A 17,586-nucleotide genomic window follows, 5' to 3' on the forward strand; every position below is an offset into this window, starting at 1 on the left:
TTGCGGAAGCGCTAACCCGATGTTATGTCTGGACATCCGGATGGCTAATAATATTTCGCTTTAACTTATGCCTTTTCCGTCGTTGTCAGTCAACCGGAGCTGTGAAAAATTCGATAAATCAGAAGAGTAATGAAGGATTTACGCGGATGGTTTCCAGTCGCCTTGAGATGCGCGGTATCAGCCTGGCCTTTTCCGGCTTTCAGGCGCTGTCGCGCGTGGACTTTACCTTAACCGGCGGATCCGTACACGCGCTGACCGGCGCCAACGGCGCGGGGAAATCGACGCTGATGGCGGTGCTGTGCGGCACGCACGACCACTATGAGGGCGAGATCAGCATCAACAACCAGCCGGTGAGCATCCGCGAACCGCTTGACGCCAAACGGCTGGGGATCCATCTCGTGCAGCAGGAGGTGGACGTGGCGCTGATCCCGGGGTTAAGCATTGCTGAAAACATCATGCTCGACCAGCTGGCGCAGCCGGGGCATCGTTTCAGCTGGCGCGCGATCCGCCAGCAGGCGAGACAGGCGCTGGCGCAGCTCGACGTGACGCTGGACGTTCGCCGTTCCATCGACGGCTGTTCGCTGGCCGAAAAGCAGCAGATTTTGCTGGCACGCGCCTTGTCCCACCACTGCCGTTTTTTGATTCTTGATGAGCCCACCGCGCCGCTGGACGCGCATGAGAGCGAGCGCCTGTTTGGGGTGGTGAGACGCTTAAAGCAGCAGGGCATCGGCGTGGTGTTTATCTCTCACCGCATTCACGAGCTGAAGGCCATCTGCGACACCCTGACGGTGCTCCGCGACGGCAAGCTGATCGAGTCCGGTCCGATGGCCGATCTTAGCGGAGAAGCGATCGTCGAGAAGATGCTCGGCCACGTGCTGAGCGATATCTATCCGCCCGCGCGGCCACCGCACGGCGAAGAGACGCTCCTGCGGGTAGAAGGTCTGCACGACGACGCGCTGCTGAAAGATATCTCCCTGCACCTGCGCAAGGGCGAAATTCTTGGTATTGCCGGGCTGGCGGGGGCGGGAAAAACCGAACTCTGTAAGGCGCTGTTTGGCGCCAGCAAAAGCCGCGTGGCGCGCGGTGAGCTGAATCAACAGCCCTGGCAGCCGCGCGACCCGGCGGACTCGGTGCTGCGCGGGCTGGCGCTGGTGCCGGAAGAGCGGCGCAAAGAGGGTATTTTTATCGACGAGCCGGTAAGCATGAACCTTGCCGTGTGCGCCGATAACAGCTTCTCGCGCTGGAGCGTGTTCGGTCATCGTCAGGCGTGGCGCTGGGCGGAGGAGGTGATCGCCCGCGTCGGCGTTCGCGCCCGCGGTCCCGGGCAGGTTTTGCGACGTCTCTCCGGCGGTAACCAGCAGAAGGTGGCTATCGGCAAGTGGCTGCGCAATGACGCGAGCGTGCTGATCTTCGACGAGCCGACCAAAGGCGTGGACGTGAAGGCCAAAACCGATCTGTTCCAGCTGATTGACGGCCTGGCGCGCGAGGGCAAAGGGGTAATTTACGCCTCGGGCGAATTTGCCGAACTGGTCGGGCTGTGCGACCGCATCTGCGTGCTGTGGGACGGGCGCATCGTGGCGGAAATCGCCGGGGCCGAGGCCCGCGAAGAGACACTACTTTATTATTCAACCGGAGGAACGGCGTCGTGAGCAAGGCCCTTTCAGTGAACGCGGCGGCGTCTGGCCGCCAGCAGATTTTCGATTTTCTCTACAGGTGGGGCATGCTGTTGACCGTCGTCGCGCTGGTGGCCGTCTTTGGCCTGGCGTCGGACAGCTTCCTCGATCCGAACAACATCATCAACATTCTGCGCTCAATTGCCATCGTGACGGTGATTGCCATTGGCGTGTCGATCTCGTTGACCATCGGCGGGTTCGATCTCTCCGTCGGATCCACCGCCTCGCTGGCGAACGCGCTGGTGGTTTCACTTTTCGTCTGGCACGGCTTGGGTACCACCGAGTCGATTCTGATCACCCTCGCGCTCTGCACCCTGGTGGGGCTGTTTAACGCTTTTCTGATCGTCATCCTGCGTATTCCGGACATGCTCGCGACGCTTGCCAGCCTGTTCGTCATTCAGGGCGTGGCGATGACCTACAGCTACGGCGGGTCGATTACCGAGAACATGGTGCTGCCGAGCGGCGACATGGCGGAAGGGACCATTCCGGCGGCGTTCAGCCTGCTGGGGCAGGTGCCGACCATCGTGATCGTCATGCTGGTGGTGACCGTTCTGGCGCAGCTGGGCCTCTCGTTGACCACGCACGGGCGCCGGATGTACGCCATCGGCGGCAACCCCGAAGCCGCGCGTCTCTCCGGCATTCGCACCACGCGCTACAAGGTGGCGGCCTACGTGATTGCCTCTCTGCTGGCGGGACTGGGCGGGATTTTGCTGGCTTCGCGCATCGGTTCGTCGCAGGTTAATGCGGGCGGCGGATACCTGATGGATGCGGTGGCGGCGGCGTGGATTGGCTTCTCCCTGGCAGGCTCCGGCAAGCCGAACGCGCTGGGAACCCTGGTCGGAGCGGTCATTCTCGGCGTGCTGTCGAACGGGCTGGTGATGCTATCCGTGCCGTATTACGCCATGGACATTATAAAAGGGCTGGTGCTCGCGGTAGCGCTGGCGATTACCTACATACAAAAACGCTGACAACACAACGGGATAAAAAAATGAAAAAGATTGCACTCTCTTTGGTGGCACTTGGGTTGCTCACTGCTCTGCCAGGCTTCGCGGCTACGCCCGCGCCGCTTCCGGCTGCCATTGCGAACCATGACGGCCCGATCCGCATCGCGGTGATCCGTAACCTCGGCTCAGACGACAACACCACGCAGTTTATTGCCGGGGCAATTCAGGAAGGGAAAAAGCTCGGCTTTAAGGTCAGCACCTTTTTAAGCAACGGGGACGACGCCAAATTCCAGGACTTCGTGAACCAGGCCATCAGCCAGAAATATGACGGGATTATTCTCTCTCAGGGGCGCGATCCGTACTCCACCGCGCTGGTGAAGAAAGCGGTGGATGCCGGGATCAAAGTTTCAGTCTTTGATACGGCGGTTAACGGCGAGATCCCGGGCGTAACCGTCACCCAGCAGGACGATGCCTCCCTGACGAACCTCTCCTTCGGCCAGCTGGCGAAAGATTTCAACGGCAAGGCCAATATCGTCAAGCTGTGGGTGGCGGGCTTCCCGCCGATGGAGCGTCGTCAGGCGGCCTATAAAGAGCTGCAAAAGCAGTATCCGGACATCAAAGAGCTGGAATCTATCGGCGCCGTTTCCTCTGACGTGCAGGGCGATACCGCCAACAAGGTGGGTGCGATCCTCGCGAAATATCCGAAAGGCAAAATCGACGCCATCTGGGGCACGTGGGACGCCTTCAGCCAGGGCGCGTATAAGGCGCTGAAAGAGAACGGCCGCACCGAAATCAAGCTCTACAGCATCGACATCTCCAACCAGGATCTGCAGCTGATGCGCGAGCCGGGCAGCGCGTGGAAGGTGAGCGTGGCGGTGGATCCGAAGCTGATTGGCGCGACTAACGTGCGTCTGGTGGCGAACAAGATTGCCGGGGAAGCCACGCCTGCGACCTACGATTTCAAAGCGGCGGCCATTCCTCAGGCGCTGCTGACCGCCCAGCCGGGCCCGGTGAACGTGGCGTCGCTGGGGAAAATCATTCCGGGCTGGGGCCAGACGGAAGATTTTATCGCGCCATGGTTTGCGACGCTGGAAGCGAAAAATAAATAAAATCAGGCCGGGTGGCGTCAGGTGCGGCCTGACGCCCTCACCCCGGCCCTCTCCCGCAGGGAGAGGGGGAAAACCAACAGTACCCGTAGGCCCGGTAAGCGTAGCGCCAACGGGCGAAAGGAGTTCAAGGTGTCTCAACTACCCCCACCCGAATACAGCCGCAATATGCGGCTGATTGGCCATAGCGATCAGGGCGGTCGTCCGGACGGCGTACAGCTGATGGTGCATCGCGGTTTCGCCTATATCGGCCATATGGTGTCGCAGGGCTTTTCGATTGTCGACGTGCGCGACCCGAAGAACCCGAAAGCGGCGGGCTACGTGCCCGCGCCGCCCGGCACCTGGAACGTGCACCTGCAGGCGCATGACGATCTCCTGCTGGTCATCAATGCACGGGATCTTTTTGCCGATGCCCGCTTTGCCGACGAGAAGGTCTACTACACCCGCCAGGTGGGGGAGACCGTTAGCGACGTGCAGGACAAAGGCTGGAGCGCCGGGCTGCGCGTATTTGATATCTCCAAGCCCGACAGGCCGCGCGAAATCGGCTTTCTGTCGCTGAGCGGCATCGGCATTCACCGCATCTGGTACGTCGGCGGACGCTGGGCCTACGTTTCAGCACTCATTGACGGCTTTACCGACTACATCTTTCTGACCATCGACCTGGCGGACCCGCGCAAGCCTGAAGTGGCGGGGCGCTGGTGGCTGCCGGGGATGAACCAGGCGGAAGGGGAGAAGCCGAACTGGCCGGAAGGGAAACGCTACGCGCTGCACCACGCGATTATCGCGGGCGATACCGCCTACGGCAGCTGGCGCGACGGCGGCCTGACGCTGCTGGACGTGAAGGACCGCACCCGGCCGAAGCTGATTAGCCACCGCAACTGGAGCCCGCCGTTTGGCGGCGGGACGCACACAGCGCTGCCGCTGCCGGACCGCGATTTGCTGGTGGTGCTGGACGAAGCGGTGCTGGATAACCAGGAGGACGGCGAAAAGCTGATCTGGCTGTTTGATATCCGCGAGCCGTCGAACCCGGTCAGCATCTCGACCTTCCCGCAGCCGGATGAAACCGACTATGTGGCGAAAGGTGCGCATTTCGGCCCGCACAACCTGCACGAGAACCGCCCGGGGAGCTTTGTCAGCTCGACGCTGATTTTTGCCACCTGGCAGAACGCTGGCGTGCGGGCTTATGACATTTCCAATCCGTATCGACCGGTGGAAACGGGGGCGCTGGTGCCTGCGGCACCGGAGAAAATGATGGATACCCGCCCGAATCGCCCGCAGGTGATCCAGTCGTGTGACGTGTTTGTGGATGCACAGGGAATTATCTACAGCACTGATTATAACGGCGGGCTGTCGGTGATTGAGTATCTGGGATGAGTGCGGTTTGATGCCCTCACCCCGACCCTCTCCCACAGGGAGAGGGAGAAAATCAGAATCGTAGGCCCGGTAAGCGCAGCGCCACCGGGCACAAAGCCAGCACTCAGCTGTACTGCCGCACTCGTGCCACCAGATCTTCCGCGCTATCGATGCGGTCGGCAATGACAATCAGCGCTTTACCGAGCGTTATCGCGTGGCGCAGGCACTCGTGGCGCATCACCTCGTCCTGGATGGTGTCGATATCCGCCACGTGGGAAAGCCCGACGCTGCGGCGAATGAGCTCGGTGCCGCAGAAGCCGATGGCGTCATGCCAGACCTTTTTCAGGAACGCGGAGGCATAGCCCGGCGCGCCGAGCGCGGCGTCGCGCGTTTTCTCGTTTGCCAGCGCCTGGAAGCGTTCCGCGAAGGTGTTCCACAGCTCCTGAATATCGGTCAGGCGCTGCTCGCGCGCGGCGGCGGCATCGCGAATGCCCAGATGCCCCGGCAGCCCGCAGAAGTTCAGCAGCAGGTTGCCGATGGCGGTGCCGACGTCAAAGCCAATCGGGCCAAAGTAGCCGAACTCGGCGTCGATGGCCTTCAGGCTGCCGTCGGCCACAAAAATCGAGCCGCTGTGAATATCGCCGTGCAGGAGCGCTTCGGCGTGCGAGAAGAAGCGATGCTTCAGGGAGGCCACGGCAATTTTAAGCTGAGCGTCGTCGCGCAGGGCCGCGACGTCATTTTCCAGCTCGGCCGGATAGCTGTTGCGCTCGTGGATCTGGTACGGATCGTTGAAGAACAGATCTTCGGTGATCTCGCACATCTCCGGGTTGATGAATTTCGCCACCTGCGCTTTCTTCTCGTGCGGGTGCAGGTAGAAATCGCTGGTGTGGAACAGCGCGTGCGCGAGGTATTCGCCCAGCTGCTGTGCCGCCTGCGGGTAGTAAATGTTGTTGATCAGCTCCCCGCGCCAGATGCGATGGCTGGAGAGATCTTCCATCACCATCACCGCCAGCTCCGGGTCAAAGTGGTGGATTTTCACCGTGTGCTGCGGGCTGTGCCGGTAGTGCTCGACCAGGGTTTGCGCCTCCAGACGGGCGCGGTCCAGCGTCAGCGGCCAGGACTCGCCGACGCAGCGCACGTAGGGTAGCGCCTGCTTAACGACGATGCGGCTCACGCCCGCGCTGTCGAAAATTTTAAAGACCAGATTGAGGTTGCCGTCGCCAATCTCCTGCGCCTCTACCAGCGATGAAGGATCGTCAAGTCCGCCAAACTGCCTGGCATACTCCACGGCATCCTGAGCGGTAAAGGTACGGTATTGCGACATGGCCTGCTCCTCACGAGTTTTTAAATTAAGACATGTAGACGTCTATACATCTGGATTTCATCCTGACACAATGTGCTACAACAACGCAACAGGGAATTAACGACATGCAGACATTACAGACGACCAGCCTGCGGGTGGCGAATAATCAGCTCTTTATTCTCGACCAGCAGGCCCTCCCGCAGGAGAAACGCTGGCTGGATGCCTCGACCGTAGAGGCGCTGGTTGGGCATATCCACGCCCTGCGCGTGCGCGGCGCGCCGCTGATTGGTCTCTCTGCAAGCCTGCTGCTGGCGCTGCTGGCGGAAAACGGCAAAAACCGTGACGAGCTGGCGATTGCGCTGGAAACCCTGCGCGCGTCCCGCCCGACGGCGGTGAACCTGATGAACAATCTCGACCGCATGAAGATTGCGCTGTGGCAGGAAGAGTATGTTCCGGCGCTGGTGTCGGAGGCGCTGCGCCTGATTGATGAAGATAAACGACTCTGTGATGCCATTGCGAAAGCGGGCAGCGCGCTGGTGAAGCCCGGCAGCCGCCTGCTGACCCACTGCAACACCGGCGGACTGGCAACGGCGGGGGTCGGTACGGCGCTTGGGGTCATTGCTCGCGCGCACCAAGAAGGCAACGTGAGCAACGTCTGGGTCGATGAAACCCGCCCGCTGCTGCAGGGCGGCAGATTGACCGCGTGGGAGTTAGGCGAGCTGGGCGTGCCGTACCAGCTGATTACCGATTCCATGGTCGCCAGCCTGATGGCAAAAGGGGAAGTGGACGCCGTGTGGGTGGGCGCAGATCGTATTGCCGCCAACGGCGACGTGGCGAACAAGATCGGCACCTATTCTCTGGCGGTGCTGGCGAAATTCCACGGCATTCCGTTCTACGTGGCCGCGCCGCAAACGACCCTGGATCCGGACTGCCCGAACGGGGACGCGATCCCGATTGAGCAGCGCGCCGCCAGCGAGGTGACGGGCGTCGCCGGAAGCTTTGGCGCGGTGCAGTGGGCGCCGGAAAACGCGCAGGTTTACAACCCGGCGTTTGACGTGACCCCTGCCTCGCTGATCAGCGGCTGGGTGCTGGATACGGGCGTGGTCACGCCGGAAGCGGTGGCAAACGGGAAATTCGCCTGAGTCCGGCTATCCTTTAAGGGGTTCCCTTAAGAGGACAATATCGTGACGCTCGATCCTGAAACTGACTTAAAACTGGAGCGCGTGGTGGATGCACCGCGCGACCTGCTGTGGCTCTGCTGGACCACGCCGGAACACATCAAAAACTTCTTCATTCCTGCTCCCCATAAGGTGACCGAATGCGATCTCGATCTCCGCGTGGGCGGGCGGTTCAACACCGTGTTTGATGTTGACGGTCAGCGGATGGATAACCGGGGCGTCTTTCTGGAAATCGATCCCGGTCAAAAGCTGGTCTTTACCGACGGCTATACCGAAGGCTGGAAACCGGCCGGGAAGCCGTTTATGACGGCGATCCTGCTGCTGGAGGATGTGGGTGAGGGCAAGACCCGCTACACGGCGATTGCGCGTCATCCGACGAAAGAAATCCGCGAACAGCATGAACAGATGGGCTTCCACGAAGGGTGGGGGATTGTGCTGGATCAGCTGGTGGGGTATGTGAAAGGACTGGAGCGTTGAAGCCCGAGCGGCCTGATGTCCTCACTCCGACCCTCTCCCACAGGGAGAGGGAGCAAACGCTAAAAACGGCAGCTATAGCTGCCGTTTTGCTTTTACCTATGCGAGGCGTGGATACGCATCCGCGATCGCATCGCCCGTAAACTGCGCCACCCAGCCTTCCGGATTGTCGAAAATACGAATGGCGGTAAAATTCGGCTCTGAGCCCATATCAAACCAGTGCGGCGTGCCCGCGGGAACGGAAATCAGGTCGTTTTTCTCGCACAGCACCTGATACACCTCATCATCAATGTGCAGGCAGAACAGCCCCGCGCCTTCCACGAAAAAGCGCACTTCGTCTTCGCCGTGGGTATGTTCGTTCAGGAACTTCGCGCGCAGCGCCTCTTTCTGCGGGTTGTCGGCGCGGAGGCTAATCACATCCCAGCTCTGATAGCCTTTCTCCGCCACCAGCTTGTCGATCGCATGCTGATACGCCGCGATCACGGCTTCGGGCGCGGGATCGTGTCCTAAATCGCGATCCGCAGCCCAGCGTTCAAACCGCACGCCTTTGGCGTTGAGCTGCTGGGCTATCTCGGTGGCGTCGGTGCTGTACCACTGGTGTTGACTGGCGTCTTTATCGGAATAAATGGTCAATGCGCTCATGAAGGGATCTGCTCCGGATTAATCTCGTCAAACTGGTGGACCTGATGGTGATGGCTTGCGCCGTCATCATCACCGCGAATCAGCTGCAGGGTGCGAAAACCTGCCTGTTCAGCCGCGTCCAGCTCCTGATGAATATCGGACAGGAACAGGATCTGCGACGGGGCGATGCCCGTTTGTGTCGCAATGTTCTGATAGGACTGCACCTCGCGCTTGGCGCCGATGTGGGTATCAAAATAGCCGCTGAACAGATGAGTAATATCACCTTCGTCGCTGTAGCCAAATAACAGTTTCTGCGCGGCGACGGAGCCAGAGGAATAAACATAGAGATCAATCCCTTGCGCTTTCCACTTTTCCAGCGCAGGCAGTACGTCCGGGTAGAGGTGGCCCGTGAAGTCGCCGTTCACGTAGCCGTCATGCCAGATGATCCCCTGCAGGGCTTTTAGCGCCGTGGATTTGCGGTCTTCATCCATAAAGGCAAACAGCGCGTCGATGAGTTCGCCGACGCTGGCGTGTGGATTACCGATTTCATCACGCAGGTTGTCCAGAATGGATTTGACCGGATCGGCGTACTGCTGGGCGGTCACGAAGGCCGCCAGCCGCTCACGCGCGTAGGGGAACAAAACATCATGGACAAAACGAATATCGCTGGTGGTCCCTTCAATATCCGTCACAATCGCGCGAATCATACTCTCTCCAGTTGTCGTAAACGCATTTCGCATTCAAATAGGAATTCTAGTCCTTCCAGATGACGGCGGGCCTCGGCCACGTCGCGTCCCCAGCAGGTTAAGCCATGACCGCGCAGAAGAAAACCATAATTAAGCGGGCGCTCCTGCGCGTAATGGGCGATTCGGGAGGCGAGGGCGTCGATATCCTGGTCGTTATCAAAGACCGGGATAGCCACCGTATCCAGATGCGTGGTCTGCCCGGTGAGGGATTTTTGCATCTCAAAACCGCTGATGTTGAGCTCGGCTTCTTTGACCAGACGCGACAGTACCGTGGCGTTGACGGTATGAACGTGCAGGACGGCGTTGGCTTCCGGGAACAGGCGATAAATCAGCGTGTGAAGACCGGTTTCCGCCGACGGCCTGCGGCCAGACGGCGCGCGGTTGGTGGCAATTTCAACCTGCAGAAAGTCCGCCGTTGTCAGGCTGCCTTTGTCTTTGCCGGATTCGCTGAGCCAGCAGAGGTGTTCGTCCTGACGCACCGACATGTTGCCGCCGGTGGCTGGCGCCCAGCCTTTGGCGCCAATCCAGCGGCAGGCGTCGACAAGATGTGTGAGTTGCAGGTTTTCTGTCATTTCCTTTTACCCTCGCGGCTAGGAATATTTATATGGTTTAGACGTCTAAGCGTCTTGATTGCCAAAGACTAACATCGTGTTATAGTGGCAGCAACATAAGTATTACAAGCAGGCACGACACGATGAGCAATAACGCATTGATTCCGCAGAGTAAACTTCCCAATCTCGGTACTACCATCTTTACGCAGATGAGCGCTCTGGCGCAGCAGCACAACGCCATTAACCTTTCTCAGGGCTTCCCGGATTTCGATTGCCCTACCTATTTGCAGGAGCGTCTGGCGTACCACGTGGCGCAGGGGGCGAATCAGTATGCGCCGATGACGGGCGTGCAGGCGCTGCGGGAAGCCATTGCGGATAAAACGGCGGAGCTGTACGACCATAAGCCCGATGCGAACACCGACATTACGGTGACGGCAGGGGCGACCGAAGCGCTGTATGCGGCCATCACCGCGCTGGTGCGTGCGGGCGATGAAGTTATCTGCTTTGACCCGAGCTACGACAGCTATGCGCCTGCGGTTGAACTCTCCGGCGGCGTAGTGAAACGCGTGGCGCTTCAGCCGCCGCACTTTCGCCCTGACTGGCAGGCGTTTGCCGCGCTGCTGAGCGACAAAACCCGCCTGGTGATCCTGAATACCCCGCACAACCCGTCGGCAACGGTGTGGCAGAAAGCCGATTTCGCCGCGCTGTGGCAGGCGATTGCAGAACGTGAAATTTACGTGCTCAGCGATGAAGTTTACGAGCACATCTGCTTTGCAGAAGAGGGACACGCCAGCGTGCTGGCCCATCCGCAGCTTCGCGAGCGCGCAATCGCTGTCTCGTCATTCGGTAAGACTTACCATATGACCGGCTGGAAAGTGGGCTACTGCGTCGCACCGGCCGCCATTAGCGCCGAGCTGCGCAAGGTGCACCAGTACCTGACCTTTGCCGTGAACACGCCGGCTCAGCTGGCGCTGGCGGATATGCTGCGCGCTGAACCCGGGCATTATCGCGCGCTGCCGCGTTTCTACCGTGAACGTCGGGATCTGTTTGTGGCGGCGCTAAGCAAAAGCCGTCTGGAGATTTTGCCCTCAGAAGGGACCTATTTTCTGCTCGCCGACTACAGCGCGATATCGGATCTGGACGACGTGAGCTTCTGCCAGTGGCTGACGAAAGAGGTGGGCGTGGCCGCTATTCCGCTGTCGGTATTTTGCGCCGATCCCTTCCCGCATAAGCTGATCCGTCTTTGCTTTGCGAAGCAGGAATCGACGCTGCTGGCGGCGGCAGAGCGTCTGAACACGCTCTGATTATTTCACCGTCCAGGCTTCTGAGTAACGACGGTCTGCAAACAGCTCCAGCAGACCGTTGATTTGCTTGAGGCGCAAGACTTCATCGCCGTCCATACCCAGTTCCCTGCTTATTCTCTCGTCATTCCAGCCAAGCTGCACCAGCTCGCGAACGATCTCCGACATGGCGTTAATCTGGTGTCGACCCCGCGCCCGGTTGTGACGAATCGTGGCGGCCATACGGTTATGTTTATCCTGCCGATCCCGACGCAGGCAGGTGATGGGGAGATAGCCCTTGAGCTGACGCTTCAGCGCCGCCCGATTTTTACCAATTTCATGGCGATGAAAACCATCCACAATTTCGTAGTGGTGCGGTTCGCTTTCAGTCACAACGATAGGTTGGGTGAATCCATCGAGCTCCAGTGACTGACTTAGCAGCCGTTTTTCTGGTGGCGCAACGTTATTGGGGTTGTAGTCGTTAGCGGTAATAGCGTCCTGTCTTATCCAGAGGACGCAGTCTATAGGTTGCTCACGAAATGGACTGTGTTTATGGATCGCTTCACGAAAGGCATTTATGGCGTTAATGCGCTCCTCTTCGGAAAGTGACTGAAGGTACGTTTCCATCTCGGTGATTAGTCTTTGTTGCATAATATGCCCCACTCCTTGCGTTTCGCCTTCACTCTTTCGCTGTAGCGCTGATAATGTTTGGGTTTGTTTGGGCTGAACGATAGCGCCCTGCACCAGTAGTCGTTATTCAGGAGAACCTTGCAAATACGGCGCCATGAGGGAATGTCTTTGGCTCCGATATCACCGTCCTGCGTATCGGGAATATCCTTTATGCCTCTCTTCTAATACCAGTGCAGATAAATGGCGATTTTATTGCGGTAATGCTCAGCCGTATGTTGCGGCATGCTGTCGAGGAGCAACATGGCATATTCGCGCCAGCACAGGTGTTCGGGTTTCAGAATTTTTCGGTGACCATAAAAATGGTTATCGTGTCCGGCGTACATCCCCCCGCTGCGCGCACCGCTCACGCGCTCACACATGGCCGCCCAGCGATCGGGCTCAACAACGTGGTAGAGCCATAATCCCTGACGCTGTTCAGGACCAAAGGGTTCACAAATCCGCATGTAGCGTAGCGGCACGCCAGCCTGAAACATCAGGTCATAGAGTGGGTTATAGCAACACCCTGATTTGGCGAACCAGGTCCATATATCGGCGGTTTTCCAGTCGTAGAGAGGGTAGATATACCAGGCATGTCCTCCCGGTGCGACGGTTGTCCAGGGTTTATCGTCGGCAAACCGCTGTTTACGCGCCGACGCGATAGCCAGAAAACGGTTGTAAGACTCATCGGCGCGGATGCCAATCAGTATCGCCGCCGGGCGATTGCAGGAGAACCAGTCGGAGAAACTGCGGACAAAGGTTTCAAACGTCATGCCTGGCTGGTAGAAGGAAAAAAAAGCGGGATCGGTAATCGCATCGTCAGGAGGCTGGCGGACCCATCGGGTGCCGGGTTCCCAGCATTGCCATTTCGGCTGGAATTGTGACAGTGAATTTTGCGTTGTCAGGGGAAGCGCGACCCACCAGAAATGATCGATGACATCGCTGTACAACTCGCGCATATGTTCCACATGGGTAATGGTATGGGAAAACTGCGCTTCCCAGTCGATAAAGAGCACATCTATTTTGATTTTCATCAGTCGCGCCTGTTGGGCAACCAGATGCAGCATAATGGTGGAGTCTTTACCTCCTGAAAAAGAAACACAGGTTTTGGGAAAGTTTTCGAGCGTCCATTTTATTCGCTCCCGAGCAGCGGTAAGAACATCCTGATTTAAAGAGTATTTATAAAGTGACATGCTTATTCTCATCCTGAGGGATAAATACCTGACTGTAGCGTCAATGCTAATGAGAGGATTATATCAGTTAATTTTAATTAGATATGCTACGGTAATGATATCTCTTCAATAAAACTCGCGAATGCCGAGCTATTGAGCGCGGAACGGTTGTACATCATGTAAATATCAATGCTTGGGAATTGAATGTCAGTTTCCACTTTTCGCAGGTTGAGGGCTGGGCCATATTGTTCGAAGGCCGGCGCAGGTACTAATCCTATGAGATCGGACGAACCGATCGCCGACAGAAGGGATATAAAAGAGTCGCTACGATAGACGATATTTCTTTTGGTTAACAGGCTTTCGGCCTTTTCCTGATAGTCTTTGAAGCTGTTCTCATCGTTCAGGTAGGCGGTGAAGTTTTCATTCAGGATCTCTTCACGCGTGGGATTTTCACTGAGACGGGGATGGCCCTCACGACAAACGAGGACGAAAGGAAGTTTATGGTAGAGGCTACAGGCGACAGAATGATTGTTAGAAGAAGAAAATGAAAATATCAGGTCGGCTCTTCTGTAGGCTAAGAGATCTTCTGCTGAATCAGACGAAAGAAAAACATCATGTAATTCAATTGAATAGTTATGGTTTTCCATCAGCAATTTTATAGGGTCAAGCGTTGCTTTCATACTCATAAAATGCGGGCAATAAATGACAAAGTTCTTCTTCAACCCGCTGCTGTGCATGATATTGATAGTCTGCTCCAGCTGGTTCAGGTTCTGTTCCAGATGATGATGCAGATTGACGCCGACGGTCGTGGGCGTGATCCCTTTACCGGAACGGATAAACAGAGGATCGTTGAGTTGCCCTCTCAGACGCTGCAGTGACTGGCTCACGGCAGAGGGTGTGATATACAGCGTCTCGGCGGCTTTACTGATACTAAGGTGCTGGTAAATGCACTCGAAAATGACTAACAGATTAAGATCGAATTTTTTAAGGTCATAGAGGTTTGCCATGTTTCGTCCTGAGGGTGCTGCGTTTGCTGTGGTTATCATATAACTGGTAACAATAGTTTGAGGCTAACTATTTATAATTCTTTCGGTTAATTCTCTTAGTTTTAAATTAAAAACATCTTAATATATCACGGTGGCAGATTATTGAAATAGTGCTTCGAAGGCGATTGAGATAACTTTATTGTAGAAAAGGGAGTGATCATTTTAAATGACAATTGCCATTTATATATCGCGATAGTTTTATAATAAAAATAAATCTATAACGCTCCGGAATGATGTTCGACGCAACCTATCACAGCCATAGGCAGGAATGCCTCTTTTATGGATTGCTCAATCCCTGCGCGGGTGGTGTAATCAAAAGGCTGTTACCGCCTTGATATAAAGGGTTGTAGAGCGCAACGCAACGCCAGTTTCGGCTGGCACTGAATGTACCTGCGGGGAATTCAGGTATCAGGGCCGCCCGTTGAGGCGGCCTTTTTACTTTTAGGCTTTCCTGTAAAAGGTTCACCTTGTTGTCTTGTCGACGTTGTAAGGTTTGGCTGATTGATTTGATAAAGCATACGCATTAGCCCCGATGAATAAAGTTGGTTACCTTACATCTCAACGAAAACACGGAGGAAGTACAGATGTCTTTGATTAACACCAAAATTAAACCTTTCAAAAACCAGGCGTTCAAAAACGGTGAGTTCATCGAAGTTACCGAGAAAGATACCGAAGGCCGCTGGAGCGTCTTCTTCTTCTATCCGGCTGACTTTACCTTCGTTTGCCCGACTGAACTGGGTGACGTGGCAGACCATTACGACGAACTGCAGAAGCTGGGCGTAGACGTTTACTCTGTCTCTACCGATACCCACTTCACCCACAAAGCATGGCACAGCAGCTCTGAAACCATCGCGAAAATCAAATACGCGATGATCGGCGACCCGACTGGCGCCCTGACCCGTAACTTCGACAACATGCGTGAAGATGAAGGCCTGGCTGACCGCGCCACCTTCGTTGTTGACCCGCAGGGCATTATCCAGGCTATCGAAGTTACCGCTGAAGGTATCGGCCGTGATGCTTCTGACCTGCTGCGTAAAGTGAAAGCTGCTCAGTACGTGGCTTCTCACCCTGGCGAAGTATGCCCGGCGAAATGGAAAGAAGGCGAAGCGACGCTGGCTCCATCCCTGGACCTGGTTGGCAAGATCTAAGTCTGTAAAGCCTGGCGGCGCTGCGCTTGCACAGGCCTACAGTATCGTAGGCCGGGTAAACGAAGTGCCACCCGGCAATCAATGGGCGCACCCGCGCCCATTTCATTCCAGCACCATGATGCAAGTTGCATTCAGGCCGCCCGTATAAGGCAGCTTGCATGATGACGTCTTAAGAGAGGGAAGAACAATGCTCGACACTAACATGAAAACCCAGCTCAAGGCCTACCTTGAGAAACTGACCAAACCCGTTGAGCTGATTGCCACGCTGGACGACAGCGCCAAATCGGCAGAGATCAAGGAACTGCTGGCGGAAATCGCCGAGCTGTCGCCGAAAGTGACCTTCAAAGAAGACAACGCGCTGCCGGTCCGTAAGCCCTCTTTCCTGATTATCAACCCAGGCTCCGACCAGGGACCGCGCTTTGCCGGCTCGCCGCTGGGTCACGAATTTACCTCACTGGTGCTGGCGCTGCTGTGGACCGGTGGTCATCCGTCAAAAGAAGCGCAGGCGCTGCTGGAGCAGATCCGCGATATCGACGGTGATTTCGAATTTGAAACCTATTACTCGCTCTCCTGCCACAACTGCCCGGACGTGGTGCAGGCGCTGAACCTGATGTCGGTCCTGAACCCGCGCATCAAGCACACGGCGATTGACGGCGGTACCTTCCAGAATGAAATCACCGAACGCAACGTGATGGGCGTTCCGGCGGTCTACATGAACGGCAAAGAGTTCGGCCAGGGCCGTATGACGCTGACCGAAATCGTAGCCAAAGTGGATACCGGTGCTGAAAAACGTGCGGCGGAAGAGCTGAACAAACGCGATGCTTACGACGTGCTGATCGTCGGTTCCGGTCCTGCGGGCGCGGCGGCAGCGGTGTACTCCGCGCGTAAAGGTATTCGTACCGGCCTGATGGGTGAACGCTTTGGCGGCCAGGTGCTCGATACCGTGGACATCGAAAACTACATTTCCGTGCCGAAGACCGAAGGTCAGAAGCTGGCAGGGGCGCTGAAGGCGCACGTCAGCGACTATGACGTAGACGTGATCGACAGCCAGAGCGCCAGCAAGCTGGTTCCGGCCGCGGCCGAGGGTGGTTTACACCAGATTGAAACCGCGTCCGGCGCGGTGCTGAAAGCGCGCAGCATTATCATTGCCACCGGCGCGAAATGGCGCAACATGAACGTTCCGGGCGAAGATCAGTACCGTACCAAAGGCGTGACCTACTGTCCGCACTGTGATGGCCCGCTGTTTAAAGGTAAACGCGTGGCGGTGATCGGCGGCGGTAACTCGGGCGTGGAAGCGGCTATCGACCTGGCGGGGATTGTTGAGCACGTTACCCTTCTGGAGTTCGCTCCAGAGATGAAGGCCGACCAGGTACTGCAGGATAAAGTTCGCAGCCTGAAAAACGTCGACATCGTACTGAACGCGCAGACCACGGAAGTGAAGGGCGACGGCAGCAAAGTGACCGGCCTGGAATATCGCGACCGCGTGAGCGGCGACGTGCACAGCGTTCAGCTGTCAGGGATCTTCGTGCAGATTGGTCTGCTGCCAAATACCACCTGGCTGGAAGGCGCGATTGAGCGCAACCGCATGGGCGAAATCATCATCGATGCGAAATGTGAAACCAGCGTGAAAGGCGTGTTTGCGGCGGGCGACTGCACCACCGTGCCGTACAAACAGATCATTATCGCCACGGGCGAAGGGGCGAAGGCGTCTCTGAGTTCCTTTGACTACCTGATTCGCACCAAAACCGCATAACAGAAGAAAGTAAGGCTACACCTGCAATAGCGAGAGGCCACCGAAAGGTGGCCTCTTTTTTTATCTTACGACCATCACCGGTATATGGGTGTGGCGGATCACGCTGGAGGCGTTAGATCCCAGCAGATGCGTGGTAATGGAAGGGTTGCGCGAACCGATGACCACCACGTCTGCTTTCAGCTCGTTCGCCAGTTCGTTTACCGCATCGCGTACGCTGCCGAATCTGACGTGCGTTTTGATGCGCGAAGGGTCGATGCTGAAGTGGCTGACCATGGTTTGCAGGCGAGTTTCCGCTTCATGCTGCAAATGCTCCTCGAAGCGACGCACGTCGGCGGCAAAGCGGTGCAGGCTCAGGCTGGCGGAGCCCGGCAGTACGTGTAAAAGATGGATAACACCGTCCTGCTGCGCCAGGAACTCCGCATGGCGAACGGCCTTGTCGCTCAGCTCCATCTCAAAAACATCAACCGGCATAATGATTCTCTGATACATACCCGTTTCTCCTTGTTTATAAACGCTGAACTCATTCAACCATAAAAAATAAATGGTTTCTGTAAGCGCCCCGTCAGTTTTCT

General features: G+C 57.0%; 16 protein-coding genes and 1 pseudogene. 9 read left to right on the top strand and 8 right to left on the bottom strand.

Features of this window, described 5'->3' with window-relative positions; translation table 11 throughout:
• The first annotated feature begins 146 nt into the window (after window positions 1–146).
• The 4 genes from ACMWLG_RS06700 (at window position 147) to ACMWLG_RS06715 (ending at window position 5,097) form a co-directional block, all read left to right on the top strand.
• The gene (locus ACMWLG_RS06700) at window positions 147–1,649 is read left to right on the top strand and encodes a sugar ABC transporter ATP-binding protein (RefSeq protein WP_045402075.1); all 1,503 of its coding nucleotides are present in this window, start codon (window positions 147–149) and stop codon (window positions 1,647–1,649) included.
• The gene (locus tag ACMWLG_RS06705) at window positions 1,646–2,641 is read left to right on the top strand and encodes an ABC transporter permease (RefSeq protein WP_045402078.1); all 996 of its coding nucleotides are present in this window, start codon (window positions 1,646–1,648) and stop codon (window positions 2,639–2,641) included. The genes ACMWLG_RS06700 and ACMWLG_RS06705 overlap by 4 nt, the downstream gene beginning before the upstream one ends.
• A gap of 20 nt (window positions 2,642–2,661) precedes the next feature.
• Complete coding sequence (locus ACMWLG_RS06710; protein ID WP_023310718.1) at window positions 2,662–3,726, top strand: sugar ABC transporter substrate-binding protein; 1,065 nt, start codon at window positions 2,662–2,664, stop codon at window positions 3,724–3,726.
• A 129-nt stretch (window positions 3,727–3,855) separates the two neighbouring features.
• On the top strand, window positions 3,856–5,097 hold the full coding sequence (locus tag ACMWLG_RS06715; protein WP_047633846.1) for an LVIVD repeat-containing protein: 1,242 nt from the start codon (window positions 3,856–3,858) through the stop codon (window positions 5,095–5,097).
• A 103-nt stretch (window positions 5,098–5,200) separates the two neighbouring features.
• Here ACMWLG_RS06715 and mtnK read toward each other — a convergent pair whose 3' ends face one another.
• Window positions 5,201–6,400 (bottom strand): S-methyl-5-thioribose kinase, encoded by a 1,200-nt coding sequence (gene mtnK / locus ACMWLG_RS06720; RefSeq protein ID WP_045402086.1) that lies wholly within the window; start codon window positions 6,398–6,400, stop codon window positions 5,201–5,203.
• Between the two features lie 104 nt (window positions 6,401–6,504).
• Between mtnK and mtnA the strand changes: the two genes are divergently transcribed.
• Together mtnA and ACMWLG_RS06730 are read left to right on the top strand one after the other, a co-directional pair.
• Window positions 6,505–7,521 carry an S-methyl-5-thioribose-1-phosphate isomerase gene (mtnA, locus tag ACMWLG_RS06725; protein ID WP_045402089.1) on the top strand — a complete coding sequence of 339 codons (1,017 nt, stop codon included), beginning with the start codon at window positions 6,505–6,507 and terminating at the stop codon, window positions 7,519–7,521.
• A 42-nt stretch (window positions 7,522–7,563) separates the two neighbouring features.
• Window positions 7,564–8,034, top strand: coding sequence for an SRPBCC family protein (locus ACMWLG_RS06730; RefSeq protein WP_045402093.1), 471 nt, complete (start codon window positions 7,564–7,566; stop codon window positions 8,032–8,034).
• A 96-nt stretch (window positions 8,035–8,130) separates the two neighbouring features.
• On the opposite strand, the gene ACMWLG_RS06735 is transcribed toward ACMWLG_RS06730, so the two are convergent.
• Genes ACMWLG_RS06735 through ACMWLG_RS06745 form a run of 3 tightly spaced genes read right to left on the bottom strand, consistent with a single transcriptional unit; the run spans window position 8,131 to window position 9,970 of the window.
• Complete coding sequence (locus ACMWLG_RS06735) at window positions 8,131–8,673, bottom strand: 1,2-dihydroxy-3-keto-5-methylthiopentene dioxygenase (protein ID WP_045402096.1); 543 nt, start codon at window positions 8,671–8,673, stop codon at window positions 8,131–8,133.
• Window positions 8,670–9,359 carry an acireductone synthase gene (gene mtnC / locus ACMWLG_RS06740; RefSeq protein ID WP_045402099.1) on the bottom strand — a complete coding sequence of 230 codons (690 nt, stop codon included), beginning with the start codon at window positions 9,357–9,359 and terminating at the stop codon, window positions 8,670–8,672. The genes ACMWLG_RS06735 and mtnC overlap by 4 nt, the downstream gene beginning before the upstream one ends.
• Window positions 9,356–9,970 (bottom strand): methylthioribulose 1-phosphate dehydratase, encoded by a 615-nt coding sequence (locus ACMWLG_RS06745; protein WP_045402104.1) that lies wholly within the window; start codon window positions 9,968–9,970, stop codon window positions 9,356–9,358. The genes mtnC and ACMWLG_RS06745 overlap by 4 nt, the downstream gene beginning before the upstream one ends.
• 122 nt (window positions 9,971–10,092) lie before the next feature.
• Between ACMWLG_RS06745 and ACMWLG_RS06750 the strand changes: the two genes are divergently transcribed.
• Window positions 10,093–11,253, top strand: a complete 1,161-nt coding sequence (locus ACMWLG_RS06750) for a pyridoxal phosphate-dependent aminotransferase (protein WP_045402108.1) — start codon at window positions 10,093–10,095, stop codon at window positions 11,251–11,253.
• On the opposite strand, the gene ACMWLG_RS06755 is transcribed toward ACMWLG_RS06750, so the two are convergent.
• From ACMWLG_RS06755 to citR, 3 genes and pseudogenes are all read right to left on the bottom strand, one after another.
• A complete protein-coding gene (locus ACMWLG_RS06755; RefSeq protein ID WP_045402112.1) occupies window positions 11,254–11,880 on the bottom strand; it encodes an IbrB-like domain-containing protein in 627 nt (208 codons plus the stop codon).
• Window positions 11,865–13,088: pseudogene (locus ACMWLG_RS06760) on the bottom strand (phosphoadenosine phosphosulfate reductase). The gene ACMWLG_RS06755 and the pseudogene ACMWLG_RS06760 overlap by 16 nt, the downstream one beginning before the upstream one ends.
• A gap of 86 nt (window positions 13,089–13,174) precedes the next feature.
• Window positions 13,175–14,074 (bottom strand): DNA-binding transcriptional repressor CitR, encoded by a 900-nt coding sequence (gene citR, locus ACMWLG_RS06765; protein WP_045402116.1) that lies wholly within the window; start codon window positions 14,072–14,074, stop codon window positions 13,175–13,177.
• A gap of 623 nt (window positions 14,075–14,697) precedes the next feature.
• On the opposite strand from citR, the gene ahpC reads away from it, so the two are divergent.
• The gene (ahpC, locus tag ACMWLG_RS06770) at window positions 14,698–15,261 is read left to right on the top strand and encodes an alkyl hydroperoxide reductase subunit C (protein WP_008501015.1); all 564 of its coding nucleotides are present in this window, start codon (window positions 14,698–14,700) and stop codon (window positions 15,259–15,261) included.
• Between the two features lie 187 nt (window positions 15,262–15,448).
• Entirely contained in the window at window positions 15,449–17,014 is a 1,566-nt protein-coding gene (gene ahpF / locus ACMWLG_RS06775; RefSeq protein ID WP_045402118.1) for an alkyl hydroperoxide reductase subunit F, read from the top strand.
• Between the two features lie 60 nt (window positions 17,015–17,074).
• Here the strand turns inward: ahpF and uspG are convergent, their stop codons facing one another.
• Entirely contained in the window at window positions 17,075–17,503 is a 429-nt protein-coding gene (gene uspG / locus ACMWLG_RS06780) for a universal stress protein UspG (protein ID WP_023310731.1), read from the bottom strand.
• Between the last annotated feature and the right edge of the window lie 83 nt (window positions 17,504–17,586).

Origin of the sequence: Enterobacter sp. 01-M-02-SI-ECC (assembly GCF_047530595.1) — a bacterium.
Classification (GTDB): domain Bacteria; phylum Pseudomonadota; class Gammaproteobacteria; order Enterobacterales; family Enterobacteriaceae; genus Enterobacter; species Enterobacter cloacae_M.

Coding starts and splice junctions, on each gene's coding strand:
- ACMWLG_RS06700 (WP_045402075.1), top strand. CDS start 147: ATGGTTTCCAGTCGCCTTGAGATGCGCGGTATCAGCCTGGCCTTTTCC.
- ACMWLG_RS06710 (WP_023310718.1), top strand. CDS start 2,662: ATGAAAAAGATTGCACTCTCTTTGGTGGCACTTGGGTTGCTCACTGCT.
- mtnK (WP_045402086.1), bottom strand. CDS start 6,400: ATGTCGCAATACCGTACCTTTACCGCTCAGGATGCCGTGGAGTATGCC.
- mtnA (WP_045402089.1), top strand. CDS start 6,505: ATGCAGACATTACAGACGACCAGCCTGCGGGTGGCGAATAATCAGCTC.
- ACMWLG_RS06735 (WP_045402096.1), bottom strand. CDS start 8,673: ATGAGCGCATTGACCATTTATTCCGATAAAGACGCCAGTCAACACCAG.
- mtnC (WP_045402099.1), bottom strand. CDS start 9,359: ATGATTCGCGCGATTGTGACGGATATTGAAGGGACCACCAGCGATATT.
- ACMWLG_RS06745 (WP_045402104.1), bottom strand. CDS start 9,970: ATGACAGAAAACCTGCAACTCACACATCTTGTCGACGCCTGCCGCTGG.
- ACMWLG_RS06750 (WP_045402108.1), top strand. CDS start 10,093: ATGAGCAATAACGCATTGATTCCGCAGAGTAAACTTCCCAATCTCGGT.
- ACMWLG_RS06755 (WP_045402112.1), bottom strand. CDS start 11,880: ATGCAACAAAGACTAATCACCGAGATGGAAACGTACCTTCAGTCACTT.
- citR (WP_045402116.1), bottom strand. CDS start 14,074: ATGGCAAACCTCTATGACCTTAAAAAATTCGATCTTAATCTGTTAGTC.
- ahpC (WP_008501015.1), top strand. CDS start 14,698: ATGTCTTTGATTAACACCAAAATTAAACCTTTCAAAAACCAGGCGTTC.
- ahpF (WP_045402118.1), top strand. CDS start 15,449: ATGCTCGACACTAACATGAAAACCCAGCTCAAGGCCTACCTTGAGAAA.
- uspG (WP_023310731.1), bottom strand. CDS start 17,503: ATGTATCAGAGAATCATTATGCCGGTTGATGTTTTTGAGATGGAGCTG.